Genomic DNA, 16,058 nt, shown 5'->3' with positions numbered 1-16,058 from the left:
CAAACAAGAGGAAGGCCGGGCCGATCGTCGTTCGGCCCGGCCTTCGCCGGCACGGTCATGGCGGCCCGAGCCGCAACGAATCGACTGTTCGCAAATCTCGTCCGTCGCCCCCCCTAGTCGGCCGTCAGCGCGCTGACCATGACGTAGTAACCGTCCGGATCGCGCAGCGCGAACTCCAGCGTCCCCGTGGCCGGGTTCCGGCTCGGCTCTTCTTCGAGACGGGGCACGAGCGCACGGGCGCGAAGCAGCGCTTCGGAAAAATCGTCCACGCGGAAGAACAGCAGCAAGCCATTGCCGGGCTCGGCACGCTCCGGGTCGGCCAACGAAGGATGCTCGTGCGCGCCCCACCGGTGCAGACACAACAGCACTGTCCCGTCCGCATCGACGAGCTGGCCGAAGTAATCGTGCGCCGGCGCGGTCGCGGGCTGCCCGAACAGGGACTGATACCAGCGGAAGCTGCGGGCGACATCGGCGACGGCGATGATGGTCCAGGTGCGTTTCATTGCCCTCTTCAGCTGCGACTCGATGCCAATCCGCTGCAGGACTTGAACATTGCCCGCAACCCGTAGAAATAACACCCCTGCTTGTACTATGAGTTACTCCAGAGCCATTGTCGAAAGTGAACATCCTCGCAGCATACCGCTCCAAGAAACACTTCCAAGCTAAGTCTCATCTCAAAAACGGCCCGGATAAAAACATCCTACTTACTCCAGTGACCAAGCACCCACTCCCATCGCCGAGTCGAGTAATCCCAACGCCAGTGGGCACGCACCCACTTTGTTTTGCCCAGCGGACGTAACGTTCGCATATTTTGCAACCTATCCGGCGGCTTTGGGGGCTTAGGAGGATGAATTTTCTTGATCACCATAGCACTCCTCACAATCGAATTCGTGACGAGCCAATAAATCAGCGCCTATTCGCTCCAACCACTCGGCGCGCGCATAATTCACTACCCGCCGGAATACCCGTTACTCGCACCAAACTTCGCAAACCCGCTTGGTCCGCAAATTTAGGATTTCTGCCGAAGCACAAGCACCATAGGCGCTGCCCTCGATAAAAATGACCCTATCCCCTTCCTCCATATCAAAGCAGTACGTCTTAGCCACAAATTTTTCTCCGTTTATGATGAACAACTCATCATCATGAGAAACCTCTATCTCATACTCCGTTGCTGCTTGGACACTGCATATTGCGCCAGCAAGAACGGCAACCCACCATATTTTAGCGATCGTTCGCATGCGACCTCCTACAGCCATCCCTTTATGCCGATGCACATGACCCACCAACAGAGAAGGCCGATGTGAAAATCCTCGACCACTCGGGATTCAGCGAATAAGTTGCTCATTTCTTTTTTGACGATCACGCGCGCTATTGGCGATAGCCCGCTCTACAACCTTTTATTAGTAGCTCCACCTCTAAGAAGGCTTATGAGCCACCACCAATGAATTAGGTTTTGACAACCGTAAGTGACGCCACCCACATTACCCCCCTTTCGTTTCGTCAACGAAAAACGGAACAAAGGGCGGCCACTCGCCTCGTGAAAATCGAGCCAAGTCAGTCCTTGATAGTTAGGTAGTGGCGGAGAGAGTGGGATTCGAACCCACGGAAGGTTTGACCCTTCGGCGGTTTTCAAGACCGCTGCCTTAAACCACTCGGCCATCTCTCCGTAGAACCGCTGTCGATCGGTCGCGGGTGCTGCGGAGCCCGCAGGGGCGACGATCATGGGCGGCCGCTGGCGGGCCGCCCTGCGCCCGGCCTTGCGCCGGACGCGGGGCATTCTCTCATGCCGCCGGCGCTTATGCCGCCGGGGCTCAGGCCGCGGGCGCGGAAATCTTCGCCGACTTGTCGGCCTTGGCGGCCTTGTCGCGGCCGGCGATGCCGTCGGGGCACGGGATGCCCTTGATGTCGCTGCACTGCAGGCGGGCGGATTCGACCAGGGACGGGGCCTTCTCGGCCAGGAAGTCGATGAACACCCGCACCGCCGGCAGCAGGCCGCGGCGCGAGGCGAACACGGCGTGGAAGATGCCCTGCGGCAGGCGCCAGTTGGGCAGCACCACTTCCAGTTCGCCGCGGCGCACGGCTTCGGCGCAGACGGTTTCCGGCAGCAGGGTGATGCCGACGCCCTGCTCGGCCAGCGCCATCAGCATCGGGAAGTCGAAGCCCATCACCCGCGGCTTGAGCTCGACCCGGCGCACTTCGCCGTCGGGGCCGTGCAGCTCCCAGCGCTGGCGGGCGTCGTCTTCGCTGATGCTGAGGGTGACGTGGTCGGACAGTTCGTCGGGGTTGCTCGGCCGGCCCATGCGGGTCAGGTACTTGGGGCTGGCGACCAGCAGTTCCTGGATCTGGCCGAAGCTGCGCATCACCAGGCTGCCGTCGTCGTCGAGCTTGGAGCGCACGCGCAGGGCGACGTCGATGCCTTCGTTGATGATGTCGACGCGGCGGTTGCTGACGTGCAGCTGCACCCGCACCTGCGGGTACTTGGCGAGGAATTCCGGCAGCAGCTTGGGGATCTGCTGCTGGGCCAGGCCGACCGGCACGCTGACCCGGATCACGCCGCGCGGTTCGGCGCTGAGGCGGTCGACCACTTCGCGCGCGGCCTGGGCCTCGGCGAGCATGGACTGGGCGTGGCGGTAGACGCTGTTGCCGACTTCGGTGACGGCGAAGCGGCGGGTCGAGCGCTGCAGCAGACGCACGCCCAGGTCGGTCTCGAGCTGGCTGATGCGCCGGCTCAGGCGCGACTTGGGGATGCCCAGCGCGCGTTCGGCGGCGGCGAAGCCGGCGTGGTCGACGACCATCGCGAAGTAGTAGAGGTCATTCAGGTCGTGCATGAGGATAGTTCCAATATTAGAACAGCCAGTGACATTTAATCAGCTTTATTCCACCACTGCAACGACGCAGACTTTGCTCCAACGCGGCGGGCATGCCGCCAGCCAACCGAAGCGAGGTCCGTCATGAAGCTGCTGCATATCGATTCCAGCGCCCTGGGCACCCAGTCCGTCACCCGCGAGCTTAGCGCGGCGGTAGCGGCGCGCTGGCAGGACGCGGTGCCGGGCCTGAGCATCGAGTACCGCGATCTGGATGCCGATCCGATTCCGCATCTTACCGGTCGTTCCCTGGCCAAGGCCGATCCGCTCGAAACTGAAACGTCCGAACGCATCCTGCAACAGTTCCTGGCCGCCGACGTGATCGTACTTGGCGCGCCGATGTACAACTTCGGCATTCCTTCGACCCTCAAGGCGTGGATCGACCGCATCGCGGTGGCCGGCAAAACGTTCCGCTACACCGAGAACGGGCCGGAAGGCCTGGCCAAGGGCAAGAAGGCGATCGTGGTCAGCGGCCGCGGCGGTTTCCACACCGATCAGCCCAGCGATTTTCAGGAGGCCTACCTGCGTCACGTGCTCGGCTTCATCGGCGTGACCGATGTCGAGTTCGTGCGCGCCGAAGGTGTGGCTTACTCGCCTCAGCATCGAGCCGATGCGCTCGCTGCCGCACATGCTTCGATCGTTACGCCGCTGCGTCGCGCAGCATGAAGGTGAAGTTGCATGAGGTTGCGTGAGCGCGTTTCGGCGCGACCGCATCGATCCCCAAGTCCGGCGTTCCCTCCCCCACGCCGGCATTCGGCCGGGCCTCGAAAGGGCCCGGTCTTTTTGTTTGCAGCAGCGCGATCGGGTGCGCTGGCGCGCGAGCGCGTCAGCTACCGGAATCGACGCCGCTGCTACAGCCGTCAGTAGCGCGGAACAGGGGTAGGAGCGGCGCGAGCCGCGCCCCGGAATTGCGCAGGCGGACAGCGTTGCGCCGTTGCGGAATTGGCGCGGTCGCGGCTTACGCCGCTCCTACAATGGGGCGACGCTGCGCCTCCGGTAGGAGCGGCGTCCCACAGGGATTTCCTTCGGTCATAAGCCGCGATCCGAGGGGGCGCAGGCCGATGGGGTTGCGCCGTAGGGGAATTGACGCGGTCGCGGCTTGCGCCGCTCCTACCCCCGGGCGGCGGCGCGGGCAAGGCTCAAGCGCGCGCGGCGGCCGGCTGCGCCGCCGCGCCGTCGGGCGTGCGCCGCAACAGCCAACGGGCGAAGAAATAGCTGGCCAGCAGCGCGGCCACGCCACCGACCGGAAAGGCGAGAAACATCATCAGCCAGGGCAGGCCTTCGTAGTCGCCGGTCACCCAGGACGGCACGACCATGGTCGCCCACAAGGCGGCGAAGCCGACCAGGCTGCCGAACAGCACGCCGGCGGCGGCGCGCCACATCAGTCCGGCGGTCGCCAGCGGCGCGTTGCGCTTGCGGTTGCTGACCAGCAATACGGCGAACTGCAGGGCGAAAAAGCCGACCAGGGCCGGGGCAGCCATCATCACGACGGTAAGCAACTGCGCGAACATGTCGAAAGCGGCGTTCATGACGATTCCTTTCGTTGCGCCGGATCGCTCCGGCGATGAGGTCCATGGGCGCGCCGCGCGGCGCCGGCGCGACTAGGCCCGAAGGCGAAAGCCCGAGGCGCCTGCCGTCGGGCAAGCGACTCGGCCCCCAGGGTGCGAAGCTCCGCTTCGAACCGACCGGCCGCGGCTCAAGCCAGCGTCTCGATGCCGCCCATGTACGGACGCAGCGCCTCCGGCACGGCGATGGTGCCGTCGGCGTTCTGGTAGTTCTCCATCACCGCGATCATGGCCCGGCCGACCGCGACGCCGGAGCCGTTGAGGGTGTGAGCGAGTTCCGGCTTGCCGGTGGCCGGGTTGCGCCAGCGCGCCTGCATGCGCCGGGCCTGGAAGGCTTCGCAATTCGAGCAGGAGGAGATCTCGCGGTAGGTCTTCTGGCTCGGCAGCCAGACTTCCAGGTCGTAGGTCTTGGCCGCGGCGAAGCCCATGTCGCCGGTGCACAGCAGCACCCGGCGGTACGGCAGGCCGAGCTTCTCCAGCACCACTTCGGCGCAGCGGGTCATGCGCTCGTGCTCGTCGTAGCTCTCGTCCGGGCGGACGATGCTGACCAGTTCGACCTTCTCGAACTGGTGCTGGCGGATCATGCCGCGGGTGTCGCGGCCGTGGCTGCCGGCTTCGGCGCGGAAACACATCGAATGCGCGCTCATGCGCAGCGGCAGCGCGGCGTCCTCGAGGATCTCGTCGCGGACGATGTTGGTCAGCGGCACTTCCGACGTCGGGATCAGATAACGCTTGCTCGCCGCCTCGCCTTCGCCGACCACGGTCGCGAACAGGTCGTCCTCGAACTTGGGCAACTGGCCGGTGCCGCGCATCGAGTCGGCGTTGACCAGCAGCGGCACGCTGGTTTCCTCGTAGCCGTGCTCGCCGACGTGCAGGTCGAGCATGAACTGGGCCAGCGCGCGGTGCAGCCGGGCCAGGCCGCCGCGCAGCACGGTGAAGCGCGCGCCGGACAGCTTGGCGGCGGTGTCGCCGTCGAGCCAGCCGTTGCGGGCGCCGAGTTCGACGTGGTCCTTGACCTCGAAGTCGAACGCGCGCGGGCGGCCCCAGCGATGCTGTTCGACGTTGTCGTTCTCGTCCTTGCCGGCCGGCACCGAGGCGTGCGGCAGGTTGGGCAGGCCCAGGGCGATGGCCTCGATCTCGGCCTTGATCGCTTCCAGGCGGGTTTCGCTGGCCTTGAGCTCGTCGCCGAAACCGGCGACTTCGGCCATCACCGCGACCACGTCCTCGCCCTTGGCCTTGAGCTGGCCGATCAGCTTGGACTTGGTGTTGCGCAGGTTCTGCAGTTCCTGGGTGCGCACTTGGATCTGCTTGCGCTCGCTTTCCAGCGATTCCAGCACGGCCGGGTCGAGGTCGTAGCCGCGCGCAGCGCGCAGGCGTTCGGCGAGGTCGGCGGGCTGTTGGCGCAGCAGGGTCGGATCGAGCATGACGGAGCCGGATTCAGGTGGCGAAGAGAACCGCAGATTATCGCGCCGGCCGGCATTTTTCGCGAATCCGGGGCGGGCCGGTCGCGACGGCCGGGTCGCGGCGACCGGCGCGAACCGGCATTTCGTTGCAGAATGTGCCGATCGCATCTCCGGACCGCCCATGTCGACACCGTCCCCCGCTCCGTCGCGTCGCGCTTTCGATTTCGCCGCCTGGCGCCCCGCCGGCAAGTCCTGGTGGCTGATCCTGGCGGCGTTCGCGGCCGGCCTGGGCCTGTTCGCCTGGGTCTGGTCGAGCAACCGCAACAGCAGCGAGGACTTCTACCGCGCCGGCCCGGCCGCGCCGACCAGCGATGCGCCGTTCTATGCGCCGCTGCCGGCGCCGGCCCCCGCGGGCGGCGAAGGCGCCGCCCCGGCCGCGCCGCAACCGCTGCCGGCGGCGGTGCCGGGCGAGGAGCAGGAGCGGCCGCAGCTGGTCGAAAACCCCAACCCGCCGGCGCCGCCGCAGAGCGCGCCGGCCGCGCCGCCGAGCAGCGCGCCCGCGGCCCCCAGCGGCGCCCGCACGGCGGCCTCCGCCCTGCCCGGCAACCGCGCCCCGCAGTACCCGGCGCAGGCGCTGCGCCGCGGCGAAGCCGGCACGGTGCGGATCCGGGTCGAGGTGACCGAGTCCGGCGATGTCGGCAGCCTGGAAGTGGCCGAAGGCAGCGGTTCGCGCCTGCTCGATCGCGCCGCGCTGGCGGCGGTGCGGCAATGGCGGTTCCGCCCGGCCACCCGCGGCGGCCGCCCGGTCGCCGACACAGTGATCGTGCCGATCACCTTCAACGCCAATCAGTAAGCGCGAACTGCGTCGCAGGATCGCGCCGCGCTTACGCGGTGTTCACCCCTGGCTAACCTGCGCGCCGGGAAGCTCGGCCGGCGCTCCCGCCCCCGGGGAACGCACGCAAGGGACCCGTTCATGACCGCAATCCAGTCTTTCGAGCCGGCGGCGCCCGCCCCCGGCTCCGAGCGCGACGCCGCCGAAGCCCCGGCCACGTACGCATCCTCCAGCACCGGCCTGTGGTTGCTGCTGATCCTGCTCGGCGGCGCCTTCATGGGCTGGTACTACTACGGCAAGCGGCCGGTGGCGCGTCCGCCGGCGCCGGCGATGCCGCTGGTGGTGCTGCCGCCGATCGACCGCCCCGGCGAGGCCGCGCCGCTCGACGAGCACGGTACGCCGGCGCGGCTGGCCGTGCGCCGGGTCGGCCCGATGTCGCCGACGCAGAGCGCCGCCGCCAACGCGGCGCTGCCGGCGCTGGCGGTGGTCACTGCCGCCCGCCCGTTGTTCGACCGCAGCCCGGAACCGGACTATCCGCCGACCGCGCTGCGCCGCGGCGAAGGCGGCACGGTGGTGGTGCGGATCGAAGTCGGCGCCGACGGCGTGCCGGGCGAGGTCGGCCTGGCGCGGCGCAGCGGCTCGCGCGAGCTGGACCGCGCGGCGCTGGCGGCGGTGCGCGACTGGCGCTTCCGCCCGGCGACCCGCGACGGCACGGAAGTGGCGTCGGTGGTGGAACAGCCGGTGGAGTTTCGGCCGCGGCAGTGAGTCGAAGACGAGATCGGATGCGGGAACGGCGGCCTGGGGCCGCCGTTTTTGTTTTGGGGACGATCGCAGGCTGAGCGTCCTCCCGCGGCGCAGGCGGATAACGCGCCCGATCCGGTCGACGCAGGCGCCCGCCCCCTTTTGCGAAGGGGGCGAATGGTCTTGCATCACCGGCCGGCAACGCCGGCGTCGGCGCCCTGCGCAGGGCGCCGGCTGTCGTTACGCCGGATCGACCCGCATGCCGGCTTGCGCCGCCAAGGCTTCGAAGCCGGGGAACGAGGTGGCGACGTTGGCGACGTCGCCGATCCGCACCGCACCGCGGGCGCACTGCGCGGCGACGGCGAAGCTCATCGCGATGCGATGGTCGCCGAGGCTGTCGACTTCGCCGCCGTGCAATGCGCCGCCGTCGATGATCGCGCCGTCCGGGGTCTCTTCGATGCGCGCGCCCAGGGCCCGCAGGCCGGCGGCCATGCTGGCGATGCGGTCGGACTCCTTGACCCGCAGCTCGGCGGCGCCGCTGACCACGGTGCGCCCCTGGGCCAGCGCGGCGGCGACGAACAGCGCCGGGAACTCGTCGATCATGTCCGGCACCAGCGCCTGCGGCACCTCGACGCCGCGCAGCGGCGCGTGGCGCACGCGCAGGTCGGCGACCGGTTCGCCACCTTCGCTGCGCGGGTTCTGCTCGACGATGTCGGCGCCCATCAGGCGCAACGCGGCGAGCAGGCCGGTGCGGCGCGGGTTCATGCCGACCGCGTCCAGCACCAGGTCCGAACCCGGCACCACGCTGGCGGCGACCAGGAAGAACGCGGCCGACGAGAAATCGGCCGGTACCGCGACGTCGGTGGCGCGCAGCGCATGGCCGCCGCACAGGCGCGCGTAGCCGGGCGCGAACTCGATCGGCCAGCCGAACGCGGCCAGCATGCGTTCGGTGTAGTCGCGGGTCGGGTGCGGTTCGTGCACCACGGTTTCGCCCTGCGCGTACAGGCCGGCCAGCAGCAGCGCCGACTTCACCTGCGCGCTGGCCACCGGCAAGGTGTATTCGATGCCCTGCAGCGCGCGGCCGCCGTGGATGCGCAGCGGCGGCAGGCCGCCGTCCTGGGTGTCGATGCGCGCGCCCATCGCCGCCAGCGGTTCGGTCACGCGCCGCATCGGCCGCTTGGACAGCGAGGCATCGCCGATCAGCACGCTGTCGAAGGCCTGCCCCGCCAGCACGCCGGCGAGCAGGCGCATGCCGGTGCCGGCATTGCCGCAGTCCAGCGCCGCGTCGCTGCCGCGCAGGCCGTGCAGGCCGACGCCATGGACGATGCGTTCGCTGGCGCTCGGGGTTTCGATGCGCACACCCAGGCGTTCGAACACCTTGGCGGTGGCGCGGGTGTCCTCGCCTTCGAGGAAACCGGTGACGCGGGTGACGCCGTCGGCCAGCGCGCCGAGCATGATCGCGCGGTGCGAGACCGACTTGTCGCCGGGCACGCGCAGGCGGCCGCGCAGGGGCGAGCCGGCCACGGCGGTCCAGGCCTGTTGCAGTTCGGCCGCGGCGCTCATGCCAACACCTCGTCCAGCGCGGCCAGCAGGCGGCGGTTCTCGTCGGGCGAGCCGACGCTGATGCGGATGCAGTCGGCCAGGCCGTAGCCGCCCATCGGCCGCAGGATCACCCCGCGCTCGACCAGGGCCGCTTCGACCTGCGGCGTGCGCGCGCCGAATTCGGCCAGGACGAAGTTGGTCTGCGACGGGAACGCGCGCAGGCCGCGCGCGTTCAAGGCGTCGCTGAGCGCAGCGCGCTGCTCGGCGTTGCGCGCGCAGGCCCAGCGCAGGTGTTCCTCGTCGCCGAGCGCGGCTTCGCAGGCGGCCAGCGCCGGGCCGTTGACGTTGAAGCTTTCGCGCAGGCGGTCCATGACCGCGATCAGCCCGGCTTGCGCGATCAGATAGCCCACGCGCAGGCCGGCCAGGCCGTAGGCCTTGCTGAAGGTGCGGGTCACCGCGACGTTGGGATAGCGATCCAGCACGCTCAGCGCGCTGGCGTAGTCCGGCGCCTCCGCCATCTCGGCGTAGGCTTCGTCCATGACCACGATGACCTGGGGCGGGATCTTGTCCAGGAACGCGACCAGCGCGTCGCGGCCGAACCAGGTGCCGGTCGGGTTGTTCGGGTTGGCGATGTACACCAGCTTGGTGTCCGCGCTCACCGCAGCGGCGATCGCGTCGAGGTCGTGGCCGCAAGGCATCGCCGCCTCTCGCGGCAGTGCGTCGACGATGCGCATCGCCGCGCCCGCGGCCTGGGTGGCGAGCGCGAACACGGCGAAGCCATATCGCGAGAACACCACTTCCTGGCCCGACCCGGCGAACACTTGGCCGAGTTGCATCAGCAATTCGTGCGAACCGTTGCCGAGCAGGATCTGCTTGACGTCCACCCCGTGCTTGCGGGCCAGCGCGCGCTTGAGGTCGCCGCCGAGCGGATCGGGATAGCGGTGCAGCGCGTGCAGCGAATCCAGGATCGCTGCGCGCGCGGCCGGCGACGGGCCGTAGGGGTTCTCGTTCGAGCCCAGTTCGACCAGGTTCGCTTCGCCGTAGCGACGGCGCAGCGCGACCAGATCGTGGCCGGGGTCGTAAGCCTTGAGCCGCTGCACGCCCGGCTGGGCGCGCGCGGCGAACCAAGCTTCGTCGAAGCCGGCTTCGACGACGCGGGCCTGATCGACGCGGGCCTGGTCCATAGCCGGCGCGGCCGATTGCGGGGCCGGCTGGCTCATGCGATCGCCACCGGGTAGGAGCCGAGCACCTTGACCTCGTGGGCCAGCGACTGCAGTTCCTCCAGCGCCTCGCGCATCGCGTCTTCCTGCACGTGGCCGCCGATGTCGACGAAGAACGCGTACTGCCAGCGGCCGGTATGGCCCGGGCGCGATTCGATCCGGTTCATGCTCAGGCCGCGCTTGGCGAACGGCGACAGCACGTTGTACAGCGCGCCGGGCTGGTCCTTGATGAAGATCAGCAGCGAAGTGCGGTCGTTGCCCGAGGGCGAGAACAGCTCGCGGCCGATGACCAGGAAGCGGGTGGTGTTGTCGGGGCGGTCCTCGATCGGGCCGGCCACGCTGCGCAGGCCGTACACCGTCGCCGCGCTGGCGCCGGCGATCGCCGCCGCGTCGTCGGCGTTGCGCGCGCGGCGCGCGGCTTCGGCGTTGCTGCCGACCGGAATCTTCTCCGCCTTGGGCAGGTACTGACGCAGCCAGGCCTTGCACTGGGCGAAGGACTGCGGATGCGAGTACACCCGTTCGATGTCCTCGATCCGGCCGCTGCGCGAGAGCAGGTGCTGGTGCACGCGCAACTCGACTTCGCCGCTGATCTTGAGCCTGGAGGTCAGGAACATGTCCAGGGTGGACTGGATCGTGCCCTGGGTCGAATTCTCCACCGGCACCACGCCGAAATCGGCGTTGCCGGCTTCGACCTCCTGGAACACCTCTTCGATGCTCGACAGCGGCAGGCCGTGGATCGAATGGCCGAAATGCTTGTACACCGCCTGCTGCGAATGCGTGCCTTCCGGGCCGAGGAAGCCGATCTTGAGCGGCTCCTGCTGGGCCAGGCAGGCGGACATGATTTCGCGGAACAACCGCACCAGCACTTCGTCGTTGAGCGGACCGTCGTTGCGGTCGACCACCCGGCGCAGCACCTGCGCCTCGCGCTCGGGGCGGTAGTAGTCCACCGCCGCCGCCAGCTTGCCCTTGGCCTTGCCGACCTGGTTGGCGAACTGGGCGCGCTCGCCGATCAGCTGCTGGATGTGGCGGTCGATGCCGTCGATGCGTTCGCGCAGGGTGGCGAGGTCGGGAATCGCGGCCGCAGGCGCCGATTCTTCGAGCTTCGCCGCCTTCGGCGGGACGGCGGCCTGCTTCTGCGCCGCGCGCTTGGCGGCGGGCTTGCCGGGCTTGGCCGGCTTGCTGGTATCGGATTGCTTGGTCTTGCGGGACTTGTCGTTCATGGTCGTCTCATCGCTTCCGAAGGCGGTCGCCGCCGAACCTGGCGGATGGTGTGCCTCCGGATCGCCAGCCCGGCCGTCCTGGCCGGGCGCATGCCGCCGCGGCCGATGCCGGTGAGGCATCGGCCCTGCGCGGCGGCTCAGCCGTGCCGCTTCTGGAAATCCTGCATGAACGAGGCCAGCGCCTGCACGCCCGCTTCCGGCATTGCGTTATAGATCGAGGCGCGCATGCCGCCGAGGGCGCGATGGCCCTTGAGCGAGATCAGGCCGGCGGCTTCGGCTTCCTTCAGGAACGGCTTGTCCAGCGCTTCGTCCTTGAGGAAGAACGGCACGTTCATGCGCGAACGCACCGCGGCGGCGACTTCGTTGCGGTAGAAGCCGCCGGAGTTGTCGATCGTCTTGTACAGCAGCTCGGCCTTGCGCGCGTTGCGCTTGGCGAACTCGGCCACGCCGCCTTCGGCCAGCATCCACTTGAACACCAGCCCGGCCAGGTACCAGTTCCAGGTCGGCGGGGTGTTGAGCATCGACTCGCCCTTGACGTGGGCGCGGTAATCGAAGATCTCCGCGCGCGGCTGGCCGGCGCGCTCGAGCAGCTCGCGCCTGATGATCACCACGCTGACGCCGACCGGGCCGAGATTCTTCTGCGCGCCGGCGTAGATCACCCCGAACTTGGACACGTCGACCGGCTCGGCGGCGATCGAGGAGCTGAAGTCGGCGATCAGCGGCACGTCGCCGACGTCCGGTACGTCGCGGAACTCGACGCCGTGGATGGTCTCGTTGGCGGTGTAATGCACGTAGGCCGCATCGGCGGACAGGTTCCACTCCGCCCGCGCCGGGATGTCGCGGAAGCCGCCGGCCTCGCCGTTGGCGGCGACGTTGGCGCTGACGTAGGGCTTGACCTGCTTGAGCGCGGTCTTGCCCCAGTGCCCGGTGACCACGTAGTCCGCCGTCTGGCCGGGGTTGGCGAAGTTGAGCGCGATCAGCGCCTGCTGCGCGGTCGCGCCGCCCTGCAGGAACAGCACCGCGTAATCGTCCGGAATCGACATCAGGGTGCGCAGGTCGCGCTCGGCCTCGGCGGCGACCTGGATGAACTCGGGGCCGCGGTGGCTGAGCTCGACGATCGAGGCCCCGGCGTTGTTCCACTCCAGCATCTCCGACTGCGCCTGCAGCAAGACCGATTCGGGCAGGGTCGCGGGACCGGCACTAAAGTTGAACGCGCGGGACATCGGAGGCTCCGTGGATGGGGGGTTGGCCCCTCAGTATGCCGCAGTGCAACACCCTGTGCGCCTCCGTTTCGTGCGCAACTTTTGCCCCCTCGGGCGCCTCTATGCTGGTAACGGGTCCGCTTGCCTTCGCGACCCCGCCGACCGCCCCGGAGTCCCCTCATGTCGTTGCGTTCCGCCCTGAACATTCCCGCCTCGCAGATCACCGACGAGACCGTCTACCGCGAGCGCCGCCGGCTGCTCGGCGCGCTGACCCTGAGCCCCGCCCTGGCCCTGTCCGGCTGCGCCGAGGCCGAGCCCCCGCCGCCGCCGGCCGGCCGGCCGCTGAGCCCGGAGCAGGCCCGCGCGGGATTCCGCACCGACGAACCCCTGACCCGCTTCGAGGACGTCACCACCTACAACAACTTCTACGAGTTCGGCACCGACAAGTCCGATCCCTCCAGCGCGGCCAAGACCCTGCGCACCCGGCCGTGGACGGTCGCGGTCGGCGGCGCCTGCGCCAAGCCGGGCCGGTTCGGCCTGGAAGAGCTGATCAAAGGCCTTGCGCCCCAGGAGCGGGTCTACCGCCTGCGCTGCGTGGAAGGCTGGTCGATGGTGATCCCCTGGCTGGGAGTGCCGCTGGCCGACGTGCTCAAGCGCTTCGAACCGACCTCCAAGGCCAAGTACGTGGCCTTCACCACCCTCGCCGACCGCAAGCAGATGCCGGGCATCGCCTACCCCTCGATCGACTGGCCGTACCGCGAAGGCCTGCGCATCGACGAGGCCATGCACCCGCTGACCCTGCTCGCCACCGGCCTGTACGGCAAGCCGCTGCCGCAGCAGAACGGCGCGCCGCTGCGCCTGGTGGTGCCGTGGAAGTACGGCTTCAAGAGCATCAAGTCGATCGTCGCCATCACCTTCGTCGAGCACCGGCCGATGACCAGCTGGAACGATCTGCAGCCGAGCGAGTACGGGTTCTTTTCCAACGTCAACCCGAACGTGGACCATCCGCGCTGGAGCCAGAAGACCGAGCGCCGCATCGCCGGCACCGGCAGCAAGCTGTTCGCCGAGCGCATTCCGACCCGGTTGTTCAACGGCTACGGCGAGCAGGTCGCCGGCTTGTACGCGGGCATGAACCTGCGGACCTGGTTCTGATGGCCCAGGAATCCGCGCCGGCCGCGCCTTCGTCCGCCACCTCGCCTTCGCCCCCGCTGCGCCGGGGCGCCGCACCGCCGTCGAAACGCCGTACGCCGGTCGGCGTGATCGCGGCCAAGGCCCTCGTGCATGTCCTGGCGCTGACCCCGGCCGCGATCCTGGCCTGGCAGATCCGCGAGGAACTGGCCGGCCGCGGCGGCCTGGGCGCCGACCCGGTGGCCGAGATCGAGCACCGCCTCGGCCTGTGGGCGCTGCGCCTGCTGCTGATCGCGCTGGCGGTGACGCCGCTGCGCCAGCTCAGCGGCCAGCCGGTGCTGCTGCGCTTCCGCCGCCTGCTCGGGCTGTACGCGTTCTTCTACGCCAGCCTGCACCTGGCGGCGTACCTGATCCTGGACCTGAAGCAGTACTGGGCGCAGATCTTCGAAGAGATCGCCAAGCGCCCCTACATCACCGTCGGTTTCGCCGCCTGGCTGCTGCTGGTGCCGCTGGCGCTGACCTCGACCCAGGGCATGATGCGCCGGCTCGGCCGGCACTGGGGTCGGTTGCACAAGCTGGTCTACCCGATCGCCGTGCTGGCGGTGCTGCATTTCTGGTGGCTGGTGAAGTCCGACATCCGCGAGCCGCTGCTGTACGCAGCGATCCTGGCCGCGCTGCTGGGCTGGCGCCTATACAGGCGCGTCGCCGACGCGCGCCGGCGCAAGGCGGCGAAACCGCCGTAGGAGCGGCGTGAGCCGCGACAGCCGAAGCGACGATCGACGCGCGGCATTCGAAGCCTGATGCTTCGGGAAGACTTTACCCGGCGCATCGCCGATGCGCGGCGGCGAAACCGCCCCCTGTAGGAGCGGCGTGAGCCGCGACAGCCGAGGCGACGATCGACGCGCGGCATCCGAAGCCTGGCATCCGCAAATTTCGGGGTAGGAGCGGCGCAAGCCGCGACCGCCCGAAGCGGCGATCGACGCGCGGCGTCCGAAGCCCGATGCTTCGGGAAGACTTTATGAGGTCGACACTCTGAGTCGTCCGATCTTCGGGACGGACGCTTACGTACGCTTCTTCGCTTAACTCAGCGCACGCCGTACAGCAGCAGCAGGCCGAGCAGGCCGGCCATCGCCACCGCGGCGAGCAGCAGCCAGGGCATGCGCCGCACCGAAGCCGGCAGCGCCGAAGGCGGCACCGGGCGTTCGTCGTTGGCCGCCGCTTCCTGCGCCAACTGCGCCTGCAAGGCTTCCGACGCACTGAGCTGGCGGGTCGGCGCTTCGATCACGAAACGATGCTGGCCGTCGAGCAGCAACTGGTCGCCGGGCTTGAGCAGCGCATGGCGGACCGGGTTGCCGTTGACCACGCTGCCGTCGACCGAACCGACGTCGCGCAGGACCACGCCGTCGGCATGCGCCTCCAGGCGCGCGTGACGGTCGGCGAAGGCGGGTTCGTTGATGCGGATATCGCAGTCGCCGGCGCGACCGATCACCCGCGGCTGGTCCAGGGTGTAGCAACGCCCGTGATGGATGCCGCCGACGCCGCGTACGACCATGCGCGAATCGGCCGGGATCTCGACCCCGAACGGCGGCGCCGGTTCCGGCTTGTCGTCGACCAGCAGCAGTTCGACGCCGTCGAGAAAGATCGCGTCGCCGGCGCGCAGCATGGCCATGCGCTTCACCGGCCGACCGTTGACGTGCAGGCCGCGCAGGCCTTCGCGCACCTGCAGCCAGATGCCGCGGCGGTCGACGCTGAGCTGGGCGATCGCCGCGCCGGCGTCCTCCACCAGCACGGCGCGGCCGGCGGCGTCGCGGCCGATCGCATGCACGCCGGCCCGCAAGGACAGGTCGGCATGTTCGCGGTTCGGGTATCGGAGTTTGAGTGCGCTCACGCTGCGGGAATCTAGCAGGTTGTCGCACGCCGCACACCCCGTCGCGCCGGCCTGCTTGGATGCGCCCGCCCCTGCCCGCACAATAAGCGGTTCCAGGGAGAACCCAGACCATGTCCAGCATCGATATCCGCCACCCCCATTCGCTGGCTCCGGCCAAGGCCCGCAAGGCCGTCGAGGAAGTCGCGAAGAAACTCGCCGAGCGCTTCGACGTCGAATACGACTGGGTCGGCGACACGCTCAACTTCGTCCGCAGCGGCGTCGACGGCAAGATCGACCTCAAGCCGAACCAGTTGCACGTGACCGCCCAACTCGGCTTCCTGCTCGGCGCGCTCAAGGGGCCGATCGAGTCGGAGATCCGCCGCGTGCTCGAGGAGCGGTTCAAGTAAGTACGGCGGGGATTCGGGATTCGGTAAAGCGGTTCGGTCCCGGCCCGAAGCGGCGCGCAGCCGGGCG

General features: G+C 68.9%; 16 protein-coding genes and 1 tRNA gene. 6 read left to right on the top strand and 11 right to left on the bottom strand.

All coding sequences use genetic code 11. The features are described from left to right. Positions 1-113: 113 nt before the first annotated feature. The 4 genes from V2J18_RS09965 to V2J18_RS09950 form a co-directional block, all read right to left on the bottom strand. A complete protein-coding gene (locus V2J18_RS09965; RefSeq protein WP_336131700.1) occupies positions 114-503 on the bottom strand; it encodes a VOC family protein in 390 nt (129 codons plus the stop codon). 465 nt (positions 504-968) lie between these two features. After that, complete coding sequence (locus V2J18_RS09960) at positions 969-1,238, bottom strand: hypothetical protein (protein WP_336131699.1); 270 nt, start codon at positions 1,236-1,238, stop codon at positions 969-971. A 338-nt stretch (positions 1,239-1,576) separates the two neighbouring features. Next, a tRNA-Ser gene (locus V2J18_RS09955) sits at positions 1,577-1,666 on the bottom strand. Positions 1,667-1,811: 145 nt separating this feature from the next. Continuing rightward, positions 1,812-2,843 carry a LysR family transcriptional regulator gene (locus V2J18_RS09950; RefSeq protein WP_336133089.1) on the bottom strand — a complete coding sequence of 344 codons (1,032 nt, stop codon included), beginning with the start codon at positions 2,841-2,843 and terminating at the stop codon, positions 1,812-1,814. A gap of 108 nt (positions 2,844-2,951) precedes the next feature. On the opposite strand from V2J18_RS09950, the gene V2J18_RS09945 reads away from it, so the two are divergent. Next, positions 2,952-3,530, top strand: coding sequence for an FMN-dependent NADH-azoreductase (locus V2J18_RS09945; protein WP_336131698.1), 579 nt, complete (start codon positions 2,952-2,954; stop codon positions 3,528-3,530). Positions 3,531-4,003: 473 nt separating this feature from the next. On the opposite strand, the gene V2J18_RS09940 is transcribed toward V2J18_RS09945, so the two are convergent. Both V2J18_RS09940 and serS read right to left on the bottom strand, forming a co-directional pair. Next, complete coding sequence (locus V2J18_RS09940; protein ID WP_336131697.1) at positions 4,004-4,393, bottom strand: hypothetical protein; 390 nt, start codon at positions 4,391-4,393, stop codon at positions 4,004-4,006. 167 nt (positions 4,394-4,560) lie between these two features. Further along, complete coding sequence (gene serS / locus V2J18_RS09935; protein WP_336131696.1) at positions 4,561-5,853, bottom strand: serine--tRNA ligase; 1,293 nt, start codon at positions 5,851-5,853, stop codon at positions 4,561-4,563. A gap of 160 nt (positions 5,854-6,013) precedes the next feature. On the opposite strand from serS, the gene V2J18_RS09930 reads away from it, so the two are divergent. Then, the gene (locus V2J18_RS09930) at positions 6,014-6,685 is read left to right on the top strand and encodes an energy transducer TonB (protein WP_336131695.1); all 672 of its coding nucleotides are present in this window, start codon (positions 6,014-6,016) and stop codon (positions 6,683-6,685) included. A 120-nt stretch (positions 6,686-6,805) separates the two neighbouring features. Continuing rightward, positions 6,806-7,429: an energy transducer TonB gene (locus V2J18_RS09925; RefSeq protein WP_336131694.1), complete on the top strand. Its 624-nt coding sequence runs from the start codon at positions 6,806-6,808 to the stop codon at positions 7,427-7,429. Positions 7,430-7,645: 216 nt separating this feature from the next. Here V2J18_RS09925 and aroA read toward each other — a convergent pair whose 3' ends face one another. From aroA to serC, 4 genes are all read right to left on the bottom strand, one after another. After that, entirely contained in the window at positions 7,646-8,968 is a 1,323-nt protein-coding gene (aroA, locus tag V2J18_RS09920; protein ID WP_336131693.1) for a 3-phosphoshikimate 1-carboxyvinyltransferase, read from the bottom strand. Continuing rightward, positions 8,965-10,167 (bottom strand): histidinol-phosphate transaminase, encoded by a 1,203-nt coding sequence (gene hisC / locus V2J18_RS09915; protein ID WP_336131692.1) that lies wholly within the window; start codon positions 10,165-10,167, stop codon positions 8,965-8,967. Before hisC ends, aroA begins: the two co-directional genes overlap by 4 nt. Further along, entirely contained in the window at positions 10,164-11,387 is a 1,224-nt protein-coding gene (gene pheA / locus V2J18_RS09910) for a prephenate dehydratase (protein WP_336131691.1), read from the bottom strand. Before pheA ends, hisC begins: the two co-directional genes overlap by 4 nt. A 137-nt stretch (positions 11,388-11,524) precedes the next feature. Then, a complete protein-coding gene (serC, locus tag V2J18_RS09905) occupies positions 11,525-12,610 on the bottom strand; it encodes a 3-phosphoserine/phosphohydroxythreonine transaminase (RefSeq protein WP_064748196.1) in 1,086 nt (361 codons plus the stop codon). 159 nt (positions 12,611-12,769) lie between these two features. Between serC and msrP the strand changes: the two genes are divergently transcribed. After that, on the top strand, positions 12,770-13,741 hold the full coding sequence (msrP, locus tag V2J18_RS09900; protein ID WP_336131690.1) for a protein-methionine-sulfoxide reductase catalytic subunit MsrP: 972 nt from the start codon (positions 12,770-12,772) through the stop codon (positions 13,739-13,741). Between the two features lie 104 nt (positions 13,742-13,845). Next, positions 13,846-14,460, top strand: a complete 615-nt coding sequence (gene msrQ / locus V2J18_RS09895; RefSeq protein ID WP_064748201.1) for a protein-methionine-sulfoxide reductase heme-binding subunit MsrQ — start codon at positions 13,846-13,848, stop codon at positions 14,458-14,460. Positions 14,461-14,801: 341 nt separating this feature from the next. Here the strand turns inward: msrQ and V2J18_RS09890 are convergent, their stop codons facing one another. After that, the gene (locus V2J18_RS09890) at positions 14,802-15,605 is read right to left on the bottom strand and encodes an FHA domain-containing protein (protein WP_336131689.1); all 804 of its coding nucleotides are present in this window, start codon (positions 15,603-15,605) and stop codon (positions 14,802-14,804) included. 110 nt (positions 15,606-15,715) lie between these two features. On the opposite strand from V2J18_RS09890, the gene V2J18_RS09885 reads away from it, so the two are divergent. Then, positions 15,716-15,991 carry a polyhydroxyalkanoic acid system family protein gene (locus tag V2J18_RS09885; RefSeq protein WP_064748193.1) on the top strand — a complete coding sequence of 92 codons (276 nt, stop codon included), beginning with the start codon at positions 15,716-15,718 and terminating at the stop codon, positions 15,989-15,991. Positions 15,992-16,058: the final 67 nt, after the last annotated feature.

This window comes from Lysobacter firmicutimachus (assembly GCF_037027445.1).
Taxonomy (GTDB): Bacteria; Pseudomonadota; Gammaproteobacteria; order Xanthomonadales; family Xanthomonadaceae; genus Lysobacter; species Lysobacter firmicutimachus.
The sequence above is the reverse complement of the archived record's forward strand: the minus strand, read 5'-3'. Positions and strand labels throughout refer to the sequence as shown.

Bases quoted from the DNA above. Each gene is read 5' to 3' on its own strand.
- serC (WP_064748196.1), bottom strand. From the start codon at position 12,610: ATGTCCCGCGCGTTCAACTTTAGTGCCGGTCCCGCGACCCTGCCCGAA.
- serS (WP_336131696.1), bottom strand. From the start codon at position 5,853: ATGCTCGATCCGACCCTGCTGCGCCAACAGCCCGCCGACCTCGCCGAA.
- V2J18_RS09940 (WP_336131697.1), bottom strand. From the start codon at position 4,393: ATGAACGCCGCTTTCGACATGTTCGCGCAGTTGCTTACCGTCGTGATG.
- aroA (WP_336131693.1), bottom strand. From the start codon at position 8,968: ATGAGCGCCGCGGCCGAACTGCAACAGGCCTGGACCGCCGTGGCCGGC.
- V2J18_RS09885 (WP_064748193.1), top strand. From the start codon at position 15,716: ATGTCCAGCATCGATATCCGCCACCCCCATTCGCTGGCTCCGGCCAAG.
- msrP (WP_336131690.1), top strand. From the start codon at position 12,770: ATGTCGTTGCGTTCCGCCCTGAACATTCCCGCCTCGCAGATCACCGAC.
- pheA (WP_336131691.1), bottom strand. From the start codon at position 11,387: ATGAACGACAAGTCCCGCAAGACCAAGCAATCCGATACCAGCAAGCCG.
- V2J18_RS09925 (WP_336131694.1), top strand. From the start codon at position 6,806: ATGACCGCAATCCAGTCTTTCGAGCCGGCGGCGCCCGCCCCCGGCTCC.
- V2J18_RS09965 (WP_336131700.1), bottom strand. From the start codon at position 503: ATGAAACGCACCTGGACCATCATCGCCGTCGCCGATGTCGCCCGCAGC.
- hisC (WP_336131692.1), bottom strand. From the start codon at position 10,167: ATGAGCCAGCCGGCCCCGCAATCGGCCGCGCCGGCTATGGACCAGGCC.
- V2J18_RS09930 (WP_336131695.1), top strand. From the start codon at position 6,014: ATGTCGACACCGTCCCCCGCTCCGTCGCGTCGCGCTTTCGATTTCGCC.
- V2J18_RS09960 (WP_336131699.1), bottom strand. From the start codon at position 1,238: ATGCGAACGATCGCTAAAATATGGTGGGTTGCCGTTCTTGCTGGCGCA.
- V2J18_RS09945 (WP_336131698.1), top strand. From the start codon at position 2,952: ATGAAGCTGCTGCATATCGATTCCAGCGCCCTGGGCACCCAGTCCGTC.